The following is a 13748-nucleotide window of genomic DNA, read 5'->3' as shown; positions in this document are numbered from 1 at the left end:
CTATATAACGGCAACCCTTCAATATTCTTTAGCGTTTATTTTTATCTTTTTATTTTTGAAAACAAAAAAACAAAAAACAAAAAAAAGGTTGCTTCAATATTGAAGCAACCTTTGTAACGGCCACAGCAGAGAAAACTTTACCTTATAATTAAAAAAGAATTGTGGGATAGTTAAACCGCCTAAATATTAACTCCCGCTTCAGCAGAGTTCACCAATCCAATAGTCATTCTTTATTATTGGTGATTTACGAAATCCTCGCAATAAATCTCATATCGGCAGAACTCCAATATTCTTTAGCTCATTTTTCTACATGAATTTGAAATAACTTTAAATCTATAAGTAATTAAATAGTGATAGCTGGCTAATTCGACTATATGAAGAGTAAGACGTATTCAGTGCTAGTTCGGCTTTCTGAAGGTCACTGACCGCCTCAGCGAAGTCCACTTCACTCAAGCTCGCACGTGAGGATTTGTTCACTATATCCATCGATTGAGCGGCCGATTTAACCGAATCCAGGGCATTACCACGCGCACCAATGGAGCCTAGTGTTAAACCCACCTTCTCCATGGCGTTATCAATACCAACTAAAAAATCATTTTGAGCTTCAGTGAAATCAATACTTTGCACAGTGGGATCTTCCAAGGCCCGTATGAAATCACCCACCATATTAAACACATTATTTTTGTTGGGTGCAGTAAGTTCAAAACTTTCAGTCGCACCTACCGCACCTGTTACTGTTATAGCTAAGCCATTAAAATTAATTTCCTGTCCATCCACATAATTTCCAGTAACTGGCGGTACTAACGAGGCCCCACCACTATCTAATATTTCATAAGTATCAGGAACACCAGCGCTAGTTTGCACCTGAAAACTATTATTAGCAGGTGTTATTGGATCATAGTTTTGATTATAAAAAGAATCAAACGCCTTTTGATCATTGACGACAGTTGAAATGTTCACGCTAGTATCATTAGTTTTATAGCGTTCAAAAACATCATCAAAAACGTCTTTCCCTGTATCATTGTTTTGAATATAAACAGAAGAAGAAACCTTTAATTCACTTTTACCTGAATCACCTTGATAAATATATTCACTTCCATCATAAATATAAGCTTTTTTATGAGTTTGAAAACCGGAAAACACATAACTACCATCAGCATTTTGGCTATTGGCAAAATCCAACAGTTGAGCTTGAATCTGCCGTAACTCCTGAGCTAAAGAGTCTCGCTCTGCTTGACCATTAATACCATCACCGCTTTGAACCCCCAATACTCTGGCTCGTTGCATAGCCGTAGTCATACCACCTAGTACTGACTCTTCAAAGTTCAATGCATTTTCAAGCAAGGTCCCATTCTTTAAATGCTGTTCAGTCAGAGTGATTTCGGTGCTCAAAAACATTGACTTACTCATATCTGAAGGGCCATCTGCAGAAGTCAGCAACTTTTTATTGGTGATTAAATGCTCATTCATTTTATCAACTTGTTGCTGAGAATTAAGCACGCCATTCAAAGAATTTTGATACAAGTTCATACTTGATACACGCATAATAAATTACCTCAATGAACTTAATAGTGTTTGAAAGGTTTCCTGGGCTGTACTGATGACACGTGCCGATGCAGCATAAGCTTGCTGAAAGCGGATCAAGTTAGATGCTTCTTCATCAAGGTTCACCCCCGAGATAGAGTTATGCCGCTGGGTACTCTGCTCCAACAAAGATGTAGCAGCTGACGCCGACACTCGAGCCTCACTGGTTTTACCACCAATAAAACTCACCAGGCTAGCATAGGCATCATTCATGGTCATTTTATTGTCACCAGTACTGGCTAAGCTTTTTCTAACCAAATCCATTTGCTGTAAATCAACTAAGCGTAAGGCATTATAATTGTCGTTGAAACCATCGGTGTTATAGTCAAAATTGAACACATCACCTTCTTGCACATCACCATCAATATTAATGTCATAACCCGGCGTTAAAGGCGGAACGGCATTAGCAAAAAGTTGCTGACCAGCGGTTGCCGCTGCGGCGGTTGCCAACAAAGTGCCGGCATCGTCATAAATTTCATAGTCACCCGCAGCATTCACCACCACTTGATGCGGCCCTGCAACATCGTAGCCCCCCGGAGCGATGAAAGCAGACGTTGTAGGGTCAGTATCATAAATCGAATTGATACTAATTGAAGCATTGCCGCGGTTCGCCAAATCACGCTCAACCCGCACAGGCGCGGCTAGCGCCAACTTCTCAGGTTGACTCATACTCACCGTCATTTGTGCGGCCACATCACGCGTCGGCTGAATTAAATGCTTATCACCTGCCGCAAAGGGCCCCGAAGAAAAATCCCACTCCATCCCGTCAAGCTCGAAGGCCGTTGGCGGAATAGACCCCGTAACCACTGCCCCCACCATACTATCACCATCATAACGTTGTACTTCAAAAGTGCTTGCCGAGAGAAAACTTATCCGATAATCGTAAGGCGTAACCTCGCTGCCTTTTCCTGAGATAAAAGAACCAGAGATTGAACCCGAGGCAGTATTTGTTGAAAATTCCTTTCCGGCAAAAGTGGGTAAGGTAAATATATCTGTTCCAATATCACCGTTTAGGTCCATACCCAATTTATTTTGGGCATTAAAAGCATCAGCCATCGAAATAGATAACTGACCAAGCTGGTTACGGCTCACATCCAACGTTGTTTTCCGGTACTCCATCAAGCCGCCAATCGTACTACCGATTTCTTCGCGGCCTATTATTCGACTCGAACCAGCAAGAGAAATAGTCATCTCTTTTTGGGTACTATCGGGGTCACCGTCAACCATGCTCAATGTGGTATAATCATCTTGCAACACCAAAGCCTGACCAGTGCGCATAAATACCAACGTTGAACCGTCATCTTGCACAATCGTATTAATATCAATCAATTCGGCTAAATCATTAATCGCTTGATCTCGTTTATCAGATAATACCGCTACATCACCATCTAACGGGTTTCCGCCAGATGCTACAATTTCTTTATTGATGTCGGCAATGTTCACAATCAAAGCATTCGATTCATTGGCTTTTTCGACCAAATCTTGACTAATATTTTTTTCTTGAAGCTGGTATTGCTCATTTAATGTTCGATAGCGTTCGGTGAGTGCGTCAAATTGAGCTAAGGCTAGTTCTCGGGTTGATAACGCAGTCGGATTATCGGTGGTCGCATGCAACTGAGTAAACATATCATCAAATTTCGAACTAAGAGATAAGGCATCATCACTCACAATGGCATCAATTTGACTCACCGAATCTAAATAGGCATTGCGGTTTGCCAAGGTTGAGGTATCGCGGAACATTTGTGCCTGAGCAAAACCATTGAGTACCCGAGAAGTATTTCCATCTCTCACGCCTCCCAAGGTATCGGCGGTAAAAAAAGTTCGCTGTAGGCTATAGCCTGGGGTATTCACATTGGCAATATTACTACCGGTGGTCATCAGCAAACGCTGATGGGCAGCAAGCCCAGACGAACCAATGGTGAGTAAGTCATTCATTGCCATGCTATCTACTCCCCTTCAACCAAGGTGTTACGATAATCATCAAAATGCTGACCATCCAAAATTTGACTAATTTTACTCGCATATTGAGGGTCGGTCGCATAACCGGCGGCTTGTAACTCACGCGCATACTGCTTAGCATCCATACCATTGGCTAAGGCTTGCTGATAACGAGGGCCATCGATAAAAGATAAATAATCTTTCACACTGGCTTCATAGGAATCATAAGCACGAAACGCAGCGCGCTCTTGTCTAGCTTGCCCATCCCTAAACTCCAAAGTGTTTACCATTGCCTTATCTCCCTGCCAGCGCCTATCTGCTTTAATTCCAAATAGGTTATAGCTACTTGTTCCATCATGATTGGTGATCACTTTTTTACCCCAGCCAGATTCTAAAGCCGCCTGTGCAACAATCGCCATTGGCTCCACCCCTTTATCCACAGCCAGTTTTTTAGCAAGCGGCAATAGGGTTTCAATAAATTCTTTCGGCGTGGCAAATGTTTGCCGTTCCGATGACTCCGAACCCGTTTGACTCGAGTCTATATCCAGATTAGCGTGAGTTTTCTCTAAAGTTTCACTACTTGCTGCCGTTACATGAGTCGATATAGCAATATCCTTGCCAAGTGCTGAAGGCTGCTCAAGCGAGCGAGTCGTTAAATCAATCTCCTGGCCCCCTCGTAATACCGAGGCAGGCGTAATATTTGCGGCCGAGGGGTTAAGTTGCGCAACGATAAGATCCGCTAAACCTAGAGCGCCAGAAGACGATAATTCCAAGGCCATTTGGCTATCATGCATGTCTCGGTAGGTTTGGGTATGTCGATTATTCAGTGGTGAATCGCTTTCAAACGCGGCATTACTTTTACGCATCTGTTTTAACAGCATCTGCATAAACAATGCTTCAAACTGGTTTGCAACCTGTTTTAAGGCCTTGTTCGGATCCTTCTGAGCTGCACTTCTGAGCTCATCCAAACTGGCCAAGTCATTGTAGTTTGCACTTTGTTTGACTGCGTCCATTGCCATGATTAAATCACCAATAACTCGCCTTGAATGGCACCAGCTTGCTTCAGCGCCTCCAGAATGGAGACCAAATCACCAGGCGCAACCCCCACCCGATTAACCGCTCGAACCAAATCATCTAATGATGCACCGGTGTCAAAGTTAAACATCCGAGAATCTTCTTGAGTCACCTCAATGTTACTCGCTGTCGTTTCTACCGTTTCGCCATCAGACAATGCATTTGGCTGCGAAATAACCGGGGTCTCAGATATTTTCACCGTCAGCCCACCATGAGTGATGGCAGCCGGTAATAAGCGCACATCTTTACCAATTACAATGGTACCAGTACGTGAATTGACAATAATTTTGGCTGACTCTGATGCGGGTTCAAAAGTAAGATTTTCTAAAGTTGATAAATAGGCGACTCGTTGCCCAGGATCTCGAGGCGCGAAAACCTGTACCGAAGATGCATCCATCGGTGTCGCCGTATTAGGCCCAACCAAACTATTAATGGTATCGGCAAGACGTTTCGCGCTAGTAAAATCAGAGCGTTTCAGATTAAAAGTGATGGTATCACCACTCATAAATGGCGAAGGCACTGCTCGTTCAACAATCGCACCATTGGGAATACGCCCAACCGTTGGAGTATTAGAGATCACCTTGGAGCCATCCGCACCTTCAGCGCCAAAACCACCAACAATAAGACTGCCTTGAGCCAAGGCATACACTTCACCATCGGCCCCCTTTAAAAAAGTCTGAATCAATGCGCCGCCACGTAAGCTCTTCGCTTCACCAATCGCAGATACCGTGATATCAATGGTCTGCCCCGGTTTCACAAAAGCGGGAAGCTCTGCATATACAGCAACTGGCGCGACATTTTTAATTTTTAAATTTGTGCCCGCAGGCAATACAATGCCAAAGTTGCGTAACATCGTCGCAAATGATTGCTTAGCAAATTCACTATTCTTTTCACCAGTGCCAGGTAAACCAACCACCAAGCCATAGCCCGTGAGTTGGTTGGCTCGCACACCTGCGACATCGGCGACATCTTTTAGTCGCGCAGCACTCACGGTGTTTGCCAACAAACACAAAGCGATACTGAACATCATAATGCTGCGTTTAAACATGGGACGACTCCTCGAGCTAACGACGCTTAAAACGGCCATACAGGACTATTAAAGAACTTAGACAACCAACCTTGTTCGGTCGTATTGGCAAAATCACCAGTACCACCATATTGAATTCTCGCATTGGCAATACGTAATGAAGGAATGGTATTGTCTGGTGACACATCATCGGAACGAATAATCCCGGTTAAGCGAATATATTCATTGCCATTATTAAGCATCAGCCACTTCTCACCACTAATGAGCATGTTGCCATTGGCCAATACTTTGACCACATTCACTGAGATATTACCCGCTAAACTGTTGCTCTGAGCGGCATCTGCTTCCCCAGTAAAGGCACTATTTTGAGTTAAGCCAAGCTCAATTGGGTTGCCACCAATGGTTGCCACCCCGCCCGGTACGGTAATTGGATTGAGATTGAAATTTTTATCTTTGGCTAAATCATTACTAGCCGACTTACTTGCTTGAGTTCGTTCTGCAAGGTTAACCACAATAATATCACCAACGCGATGGGCTTTTTTGTCTGCATATAGGTTATTTGCAACAGCTTCAGCGAATAACGAACCAGTCACGCGCGCTTCTATTGCAACTTCTTCTGGATAAACAGGTGCATAAGTCGGGTCATCGGGAACCACGGCATGATTGACGCTTGCACATCCCACCATCGTTATACTCATCAACGCTACGACTAATCTATACATCAGTCATCCCTCTCTCTGATCTGTGTTTACAATTGTTGAGTTGCAAAACTTAACATTTGATCGACGGTAGATATAACCTTTGAGTTCATCTCATAAACACGCTGTGCTTCAATCAAATTCACCAACTCTTCGGTAACATTAACATTGGATGTTTCTAAGGCTCCTTGGCGAATAGAACCAAGGCCATTTTCGGAAGCAATCCCATTTTGCGGTGCACCACTGGCACCAGTTTCTAAATATAAGTTCTGACCTTGAGGCTCTAAGCCCGAAGGATTCACAAAGTCACTCAGGGTAATTTGGCCAATTACCTGACTATCGGTTTGACCGGGCAAGCGAACACTCACTTCACCATCTTCACCCACCGTAAAACTTTGTGCATCGGCTGGTACTTGGATTTCGGGTTGCAGCGGATAACCAGATCCCGGAGTCACTATCGTGCCTTCGTCATTCAAACTAAATTGACCATTACGAGTGTAAGCAGTCGTGCCATCAGGCATTAATACTTCGAAAAAGCCACGACCGTCGATCATCATGTCAAAGGAATTGTCCGTGGTTTGCACATTACCTTGATCATGATTCTTTTGGGTGGCAATCACCTTTGCGCCAGCGCCAATCATTAGACCGGAAGGCATTTTGGTGTTTTGTGAAGAACGCCCGCCAGGCTGATTCACAGTTTGATAAAGTAAATCTTCAAACACCGCTCGGCTTTTTTTATAACCAATAGTACTGGCGTTAGCGAGGTTATTAGAAATAACCGATACATTGGTTTGCTGGGCATCTAAGCCAGTTTTACTGATCCATAATGCGGGATGCATAGTACACTCCTTATTGCTAGCTTAAGCGCAACAAACTGTTAGTCGCTTTTTCGTTTTCTTCAGCAGTTTTCATCATTTTTATTTGCATTTCGAATTGGCGTTGCATGCTAATCATATGAGTCATCTCTTGGACTGGATTTACATTACTGCCTTCTAATGCACCTTTAGTCAGTTCAACCGTAGCGTCTGGTTGGTATACAGCACCTGTGGTACTTCTAAATAAACCATCACCGCCTTTGCTTAAATCTCCAGCAAAAGGCTTACTCAATTTGATTCGGTTAACTTCTTCCAGGGCATCACCTGGCGCACCTTCAGGTCGTATTTCGATGGTGCCATCTTCGCTAATTTCAAGCTTTTCAACAGGTAAAGGGATAATAATCGGTGCATTTTGATTACCTAACACCGGCTGACCTTGCATGGTTTGTAGAACCCCTGCTGCCGAGATCGTAAAGTTGCCATTTCTAGACAATGCTTCTTGACCATCTTTATCTTGAACCGAAATCCAACCTTCTCCCTGAATCGCAACATCTAAATCACGACCCGTGGTTTTTAACATACCGTTGGCAAAATTTTGACTAGGGGTCTCAGTCATGGCAAATACTCGCGACGGTAAACCAGGGCCAAATGCCTGCATCGCTCGTGCGTTTTCTAGATCGGCTTTAAAGCCAGTCGTGTTCGCATTCGCTAGATTATTGCCTCGCACCGCGAGCGACTGCATATTTTGTTTTGCGCCGGTCATCGATATATAAAGTAATTGGTCCATCTTATTCCCTTCGTCAAATAGCTGACTCATGAGAAATAGAGCAATTATGGTGCCAAACAATAAAAACTTATAACAAAGCCAATAAAAAACCATATAAATCAAGTAAATAAAAAGGCAGCGAAGGCTGCCTTTTTATTATTATGTCATCCGATATGATTATCGAATTTGAATAATAGTTTGCTGTAGAGTTGAATTCACTTCCAGTGCTCGAGAGTTCGCTTGGAAGTTTCGTTGCGCACTAATTAAGTTAACTAACTGTTCAGTGAGGTTCACGTTGGCTTGTTCTAAGGAAGCCGAGTTAATTTTACCAAAAGTGCCAGAGTTACCTTCACCTGCAATCGCTTCACCACTTAATTGTGTTTGTTGCCAGGATGTATCACCGATTTGTGATAAGCCCTGATTGTTCGCAAACTTAGCCACTGAAACTTTAGCAATATTCGAAGTTTGACCATTACTATAAGACGCAACCACTAAACCGTCAGGCCCAATATCAATCCCAGTTAATTTACCAACTGTCGATCCATCCTGCGAAAGACTAGACACTTCGAAAGCTGCGTTATACTGAGTCGGTCCGTTCAAATTAAAGATAAGCGTTTGCGTAGAATCTACCGAACCCGTCGCCGCATCCCAAACCCCACCAGGGCCATTTGGTGGCGCAGTTCCTAAAGCGACCGTTTCAATAACCGCAGGCACTGTTGATGCTAAGGCCCCCGTACTATCAAATGTTAAAGTAGCCGAAGCCGGAATCGTCGCGTTGGTATTACCCGCGTTTGGCACATGAGCAGTGCCTCCACTCACGTCGGTCGGTTCACCATCAACATAGATCAACTTATGCCAAGTATTTGCCACAGAGGAATCTTTTACAAAGAAGGTTTCCGCAACATGAGACCCACCCTGAGAATCGTACACAGTCACCGAAGTTGCTGAGGTATAAGTATTACTATCAGAAGGATCGAAGTCACCAATATCATGAGTCGTGCCACTAGAGGGCAAGTTAAAGCTCATATTGACTTCACTGGTTTGGGTCGGTGTACCAACTTCAGCGCTGATCTGAATGGCGTTTGTCGCCGCCATACTCACTGCCGAAGGAGTACCACTGTTATTAACCGTATATCCCTGTAAATACTGGCCTTGCGAATTCACAATAAAGTTATCCGCATTTAATTTGAAGGCACCAGCACGCGTAAATTCGCGAGTCTGGGTAGTCAAATCAGCAGCCGTAACAAAAAAACCTTCTCCACTAATCGCTAAATCCAAAGCATTCTGGGTAAAGTTCAAACTTCCCTGGTGGAACTGCTGTGCAACATCCACCGTTTTGGTTCCGTTACCCACTGCAGTACGAGCATTTGAGAAAATCGATGTTGCATACACATCGGCAAACTCTGCCCGCGACTCTTTAAAACCAACGGTATTGACGTTCGCAATGTTATTCGCGGTTACGTCAAGATCCTTTTGCGAGGCATTGATGCCGCTCAACGCGATATTAAATGACATCTCTCAATCTCCTATCGTTTATATACTTTACTAGGCTTTGGCAACTTCAAGGACATCGCTCATCGCGATACCACCCAAACCTTCTAAATTGACGACTACGCCAGATGTACCACCAGCCAAACTTACACTACTTACATTCGCGAAAGTTGCGGTGGGTAAACTGATCTCTTTACCGCCCTGAACGCCATTTACTTTGACGTTATATTTTCCATCTGGCATTTGATTCCCGTTGGAATCAGTACCGTCCCAAGAGAAGTTCATATTGCCACTCCCCTCACCTAAATCGATAACTGTAACGACTTCTCCAGCTTCATTTTCAATCGTCACTTTAACATTGGTCGTTGCAGCGCCTGTCACCGCTACCCCTTCAAAACCACTGCCCGTATTGTGGGCATAGTCCAAGGGTACCAATACTTTTTGCCCCACTAGCGTTGAGGCTTGCAAAGCTGCAGACGAATTCATAATCGAGTTCATCGTGTCAAATTTGGTTCCCAGCTCGGCGATACCTTCAGAAGTCTGGAAGGAAGCCATTTGCGCGATCATTTCAGCGTTATCAACTGGCTTACTCGGATCTTGATATTGCAACTGGGTGGTCAATAGCGCGAAAAAGTCTTCCTGCCCTAATGACTGATTATTATTACTTTCCGGAACAATCGACTCAGGTTGCCAACGGTTACCTTGTAGTGGATCAATAGTAGACACGACCTACTCCTTAACTTTTACCCAGATTGAGAGTGCTATTTAGCATTTGCTTCGCAGCTTCAGTGACCTGCACATTCGCTTGATAGGAGCGCGAGGCACTCATCATATCGGCCATTTCTTCAATCACATTAACATTTGGTTTAAAGATATAACCATCTTCATTCGCCATGGGATGTTCTGGGTAATACTCTTTACGCAAAGGGGCATCCGACTCGACAATACCAGCAACTTTAACTTTTGCCGACTCGCCTTGAGCGTTACCCGCACGTTCTAACTCTGCAGCAAACACGGGCTTTCGAGCACGATAGGTTTGGTCAATACTAGAGCTGATGCTGTCAGCATTCGCCAAATTACTGGCGGTAGTATTCAATCTCACCGACTGGGCCTTCATCGCTGAAGCCGAGATATCAAACACGTTGAAGAAACTCATTATTGACCTCCTTTAATCGCATTACGTAAACCAGAAAATTTACTAGACAAAAAGCCGATACCAGCTTGGTATTCCAGACCATTTTGCATAAAATCTGCTTTTTCTTGCTGTATATCGACGGTGTTACCATCGCCCGTGTCGGGCTGGTTAGGGATGCGAAAACCTAATTCTGAAAATTGGCTGCTACCACCGCCCATATGACGATCATTGGTAAGTTGCATGCCACTGTGCTGTCCAGCCTTCGCGGCTGCAAAAGCCTTATTAAAGTCAATATCCTGTGCTTTATAATTAGGTGTATCGGCATTAGCGATATTACTCGCGAGAACCTCAGACCGCCGAGCTCTTACCCCAACCGTATACTGATGAACACCTAATGCTTTATCGAAAGTTATTGCCATACACACCTCTTCGCACAATTACAAATAGAAAAATGCAAAAGCTGTGCCAGTGTTTTTTTGACGTTGGGAATACAGAGTAAATAGGAAAGTAAAGCCTGAGTAAGGCGAAGCACTGAATACTTAAGGACCTTTAGCGGCAAAAAGCGGCAAGAGTTGCCTATTCTGCCGCTCTATCGTTGAAACTATTTCAGTTGATATACAATGCCGGGATTACATCGCAACATATTAAATCGATCGGTTAAACCAGTAATTGACTCGGAAGCGCCCAGCATCAAATAGCCATTAGGATTTAAAGCCTGAGCAAATTGATTCAAAATCTTAGATTTTACTTCAGCGTTAAAATAGATAAGCACATTTCGACAGAAAATAATGTCAAACTTACCCATTAATGAATAACTATCGAGTAAATTTAGGGGGCGAAAATTGACATTTTTTCTAACTTTGTCATTCACTCGAAAACGACCGTCACCGCTGGCTTCAAAAAATTGACGTTTACGTTCAGGCGATAAACCACGCGCTAAAGCTAAAGAATCGTATTCTCCACGCTTACAATGTTCCAGCATTGACGGCGAAATATCGGTCCCAACCACCTGAACACCCATCGATAAAGCACCAGGCTTTCTCGCTTGATACTCAAGAGCGGTCATCATGATTGAATAAGGTTCTTGTCCCGATGAACTAGCCGCCGACCAAATTTTAACTGGTCGAGTGAGTTTTTGGAATTCAGGAAGAAGCTTATCGCCCAATAACTGAAAAGGATAAGTATCGCGAAACCATAAGGTTTCGTTGGTTGTCATCGCATCGACCACCGAAGCACGGAGATCTCGCTCGCGTAAGCTCATCGCTTTTTGAACCAACTCGGTTAAACTTGCGATAGAGTACTGAGCCATTAGCGGAGACAGACGACTTTTCACTAAATACTGTTTGTTATCGCCTAATACAATTCCACATTGCTTCTCTAAAAAGCCACAGAACTGTTTATATACATCGTCAGTGATTGTTCTCACAAATGCGTCCACACTCTTCTATAACGATTGACGAACAGCCGCAGCCAACTCGTCAGGATTAAATTTAGCAACGAAGGCATTAGCACCAACTTTATTTACCATCGCCTGATTGAATACTCCACTGAGCGAAGTATGTAAGATTATATGTAAATTCTTTAAGTCTGGATGAGAGCGCACTTCAGCTGTCAGCGTGTAACCATCCATCTCTGGCATTTCGATATCAGAAATAACTAACGCTATTTGATCAGTAATCGGCCCATCTTTTGCCATATTCACCAATAATTCATAAGCTTCACGCCCATCTTGGCAAAGAAGTGCCTCAACCCCCAAAGATGTCACCGCTTTTTTCACCTGATTACGCGCCACCGATGAATCGTCAACCACTAATACTTTTTTATCATTTTTAACATTTTCGGTTGCTTCATCCACGATCGTCTGGCTAACCGTGGTGCTTACCGGAGAAATTTCGTCCAAGATTTTTTCGACATCCAAAATAGAAACTAACTCTTTTTCTACTTCGGTAACCGCGGTCAGATAGTTAAATTTACCAGCTCCTTTTGGTGGTGGCAGAATATCTTCCCAATTCATATTGACAATTCTTTCAACTGAGCCCACTAAAAAGCCTTGGACCGAACGGTTATACTCAGAAATAATAATAAAACACTTAGAAAGATCTTCGATAGGTCGGCCGCCAGTCGCTGAACTTAAGTCGATAACGGAAATGGTTTGACCTCGAATATGTGCCACACCGCGGATCACAGGATTAAGCTTAGGTAATGCCGTTAGCGGAGGACATTGTAATACCTCTTTGACTTTAAAAACATTAATACCGTAGCGCTGAGAACCATTTAACCTAAACAACAACAATTCTAGGCGATTTTGCCCAACCAACTGAGTCCGTTGGTTTACCGAATCTAAAATACCCGCCATACGTTTGTCACTCCTTAGACCTAGAAAAGGGCATTAACTTTGCTTACCCCTGTATACTAATACTTAATCTTACTTAATAGCCGTTTTTTTGACGCTGTTTAACCTAGTGCCAACTTGTTAAGCATAGACAAAAAAGCCAATTGTTACTTTGCTTTAATCGGTATCATATAAGAAATGCTAAAAAAATTTATCACCGCGTTACTATTAATTTTCTTTAGTCTTATAGCTCACACTAGCGAGTTACACCAGCAGCTGGAACAATCAGCTATCAATTTTGTCGACTCTCACATCACTCACCAGCCCGATCAAAAAATTGAGTTAACCGCTAATCAATTGGATGAACGCATCGCTATACCTAACTGCCCTAGTGGCTTTAGCTACAGCTTAGCAAACGGTGAGATAAGGCGTAACACTAGTGTTCTCGTCAGTTGCACAGACGAAACCAATTGGCGATTATACATCCCTGTCAGAAAACAAGTATTATTATTGGTTGTGATTGCCAACGGTCCTCTTCAACAAGGAGCCGTACTGACTAAACAACACTTAAGTCTATCTTATTTACCGGAAAATCGCTTACGCGGAAACTACTTTACCGAACTTAACTCGCTATTAGGTGCTAAGCTTAAACGGAGTTTAAGAAAAGACCAAATAATAAATGGGCGCGATATTTGCTTAATATGTAAAGGAGATGCTGTGATAATTTCTGCCGGTGCAGGCGGTTTAAGTGTTAGCACTCAGGGAACGGCTTTATCTAGTGGTAGTATCGGTGATACCATAAAAGTAAGAAACAATAAGTCACAACGCCTAGTCACTGGTCGGATAAAGGCCTTAGGTTTAGTTGAGATAAAACTTTAAATTTTTTCT

14 protein-coding genes are annotated in these 13748 nt (G+C 43.3%); 1 reads left to right on the top strand and 13 read right to left on the bottom strand.

Translation table 11 applies throughout. The features are described from left to right. Positions 1 to 333: 333 nt before the first annotated feature. From flgL to ACRRSW_RS09025, 13 genes are all read right to left on the bottom strand, one after another. Positions 334 to 1545: a flagellar hook-associated protein FlgL gene (gene flgL / locus ACRRSW_RS09085; RefSeq protein WP_432453525.1), complete on the bottom strand. Its 1212-nt coding sequence runs from the start codon at positions 1543 to 1545 to the stop codon at positions 334 to 336. 6 nt (positions 1546 to 1551) lie between these two features. Beyond that, positions 1552 to 3525, bottom strand: coding sequence for a flagellar hook-associated protein FlgK (gene flgK, locus ACRRSW_RS09080; protein WP_432459168.1), 1974 nt, complete (start codon positions 3523 to 3525; stop codon positions 1552 to 1554). Between the two features lie 5 nt (positions 3526 to 3530). Continuing rightward, complete coding sequence (flgJ, locus tag ACRRSW_RS09075; RefSeq protein ID WP_432453527.1) at positions 3531 to 4541, bottom strand: flagellar assembly peptidoglycan hydrolase FlgJ; 1011 nt, start codon at positions 4539 to 4541, stop codon at positions 3531 to 3533. 2 nt (positions 4542 to 4543) lie between these two features. Continuing rightward, positions 4544 to 5644, bottom strand: a complete 1101-nt coding sequence (locus ACRRSW_RS09070; RefSeq protein WP_432453528.1) for a flagellar basal body P-ring protein FlgI — start codon at positions 5642 to 5644, stop codon at positions 4544 to 4546. A 26-nt stretch (positions 5645 to 5670) separates the two neighbouring features. Next, complete coding sequence (gene flgH, locus ACRRSW_RS09065) at positions 5671 to 6345, bottom strand: flagellar basal body L-ring protein FlgH (protein WP_432453529.1); 675 nt, start codon at positions 6343 to 6345, stop codon at positions 5671 to 5673. A gap of 26 nt (positions 6346 to 6371) precedes the next feature. Continuing rightward, on the bottom strand, positions 6372 to 7160 hold the full coding sequence (gene flgG, locus ACRRSW_RS09060) for a flagellar basal-body rod protein FlgG (protein WP_432453530.1): 789 nt from the start codon (positions 7158 to 7160) through the stop codon (positions 6372 to 6374). Positions 7161 to 7176: 16 nt separating this feature from the next. Next, positions 7177 to 7923 (bottom strand): flagellar basal-body rod protein FlgF, encoded by a 747-nt coding sequence (flgF, locus tag ACRRSW_RS09055; protein ID WP_432453531.1) that lies wholly within the window; start codon positions 7921 to 7923, stop codon positions 7177 to 7179. Between the two features lie 156 nt (positions 7924 to 8079). Next, the gene (flgE, locus tag ACRRSW_RS09050) at positions 8080 to 9417 is read right to left on the bottom strand and encodes a flagellar hook protein FlgE (protein ID WP_432453532.1); all 1338 of its coding nucleotides are present in this window, start codon (positions 9415 to 9417) and stop codon (positions 8080 to 8082) included. Between the two features lie 30 nt (positions 9418 to 9447). After that, positions 9448 to 10119, bottom strand: a complete 672-nt coding sequence (locus ACRRSW_RS09045) for a flagellar hook assembly protein FlgD (RefSeq protein WP_432453533.1) — start codon at positions 10117 to 10119, stop codon at positions 9448 to 9450. A gap of 10 nt (positions 10120 to 10129) precedes the next feature. Further along, positions 10130 to 10549 (bottom strand): flagellar basal body rod protein FlgC, encoded by a 420-nt coding sequence (gene flgC, locus ACRRSW_RS09040; RefSeq protein WP_432453534.1) that lies wholly within the window; start codon positions 10547 to 10549, stop codon positions 10130 to 10132. Then, the gene (gene flgB, locus ACRRSW_RS09035) at positions 10549 to 10947 is read right to left on the bottom strand and encodes a flagellar basal body rod protein FlgB (RefSeq protein ID WP_432453535.1); all 399 of its coding nucleotides are present in this window, start codon (positions 10945 to 10947) and stop codon (positions 10549 to 10551) included. Before flgB ends, flgC begins: the two co-directional genes overlap by 1 nt. A gap of 182 nt (positions 10948 to 11129) precedes the next feature. Further along, positions 11130 to 11954, bottom strand: a complete 825-nt coding sequence (locus tag ACRRSW_RS09030; RefSeq protein WP_432459167.1) for a CheR family methyltransferase — start codon at positions 11952 to 11954, stop codon at positions 11130 to 11132. Between the two features lie 18 nt (positions 11955 to 11972). Next, positions 11973 to 12884, bottom strand: coding sequence for a chemotaxis protein CheV (locus ACRRSW_RS09025; RefSeq protein WP_432453537.1), 912 nt, complete (start codon positions 12882 to 12884; stop codon positions 11973 to 11975). Between the two features lie 174 nt (positions 12885 to 13058). On the opposite strand from ACRRSW_RS09025, the gene flgA reads away from it, so the two are divergent. Further along, positions 13059 to 13739, top strand: a complete 681-nt coding sequence (gene flgA / locus ACRRSW_RS09020) for a flagellar basal body P-ring formation chaperone FlgA (RefSeq protein WP_432453538.1) — start codon at positions 13059 to 13061, stop codon at positions 13737 to 13739. Positions 13740 to 13748 lie beyond the last annotated feature (9 nt).

This window comes from Agarivorans sp. QJM3NY_25 (assembly GCF_050870875.2).
Lineage (GTDB): Bacteria > Pseudomonadota > Gammaproteobacteria > Enterobacterales > Celerinatantimonadaceae > Agarivorans.
The sequence above is the reverse complement of the archived record's forward strand: the minus strand, read 5'-3'. Positions and strand labels throughout refer to the sequence as shown.

Bases quoted from the DNA above. Each gene is read 5' to 3' on its own strand.
- flgL (WP_432453525.1), bottom strand. From the start codon at position 1,545: ATGCGTGTATCAAGTATGAACTTGTATCAAAATTCTTTGAATGGCGTG.
- flgK (WP_432459168.1), bottom strand. From the start codon at position 3,525: ATGGCAATGAATGACTTACTCACCATTGGTTCGTCTGGGCTTGCTGCC.
- flgJ (WP_432453527.1), bottom strand. From the start codon at position 4,541: ATGGCAATGGACGCAGTCAAACAAAGTGCAAACTACAATGACTTGGCC.
- ACRRSW_RS09070 (WP_432453528.1), bottom strand. From the start codon at position 5,644: ATGTTTAAACGCAGCATTATGATGTTCAGTATCGCTTTGTGTTTGTTG.
- flgH (WP_432453529.1), bottom strand. From the start codon at position 6,345: ATGTATAGATTAGTCGTAGCGTTGATGAGTATAACGATGGTGGGATGT.
- flgG (WP_432453530.1), bottom strand. From the start codon at position 7,160: ATGCATCCCGCATTATGGATCAGTAAAACTGGCTTAGATGCCCAGCAA.
- flgF (WP_432453531.1), bottom strand. From the start codon at position 7,923: ATGGACCAATTACTTTATATATCGATGACCGGCGCAAAACAAAATATG.
- flgE (WP_432453532.1), bottom strand. From the start codon at position 9,417: ATGTCATTTAATATCGCGTTGAGCGGCATCAATGCCTCGCAAAAGGAT.
- flgC (WP_432453534.1), bottom strand. From the start codon at position 10,549: ATGAGTTTCTTCAACGTGTTTGATATCTCGGCTTCAGCGATGAAGGCC.
- flgB (WP_432453535.1), bottom strand. From the start codon at position 10,947: ATGGCAATAACTTTCGATAAAGCATTAGGTGTTCATCAGTATACGGTT.
- ACRRSW_RS09025 (WP_432453537.1), bottom strand. From the start codon at position 12,884: ATGGCGGGTATTTTAGATTCGGTAAACCAACGGACTCAGTTGGTTGGG.
- flgA (WP_432453538.1), top strand. From the start codon at position 13,059: ATGCTAAAAAAATTTATCACCGCGTTACTATTAATTTTCTTTAGTCTT.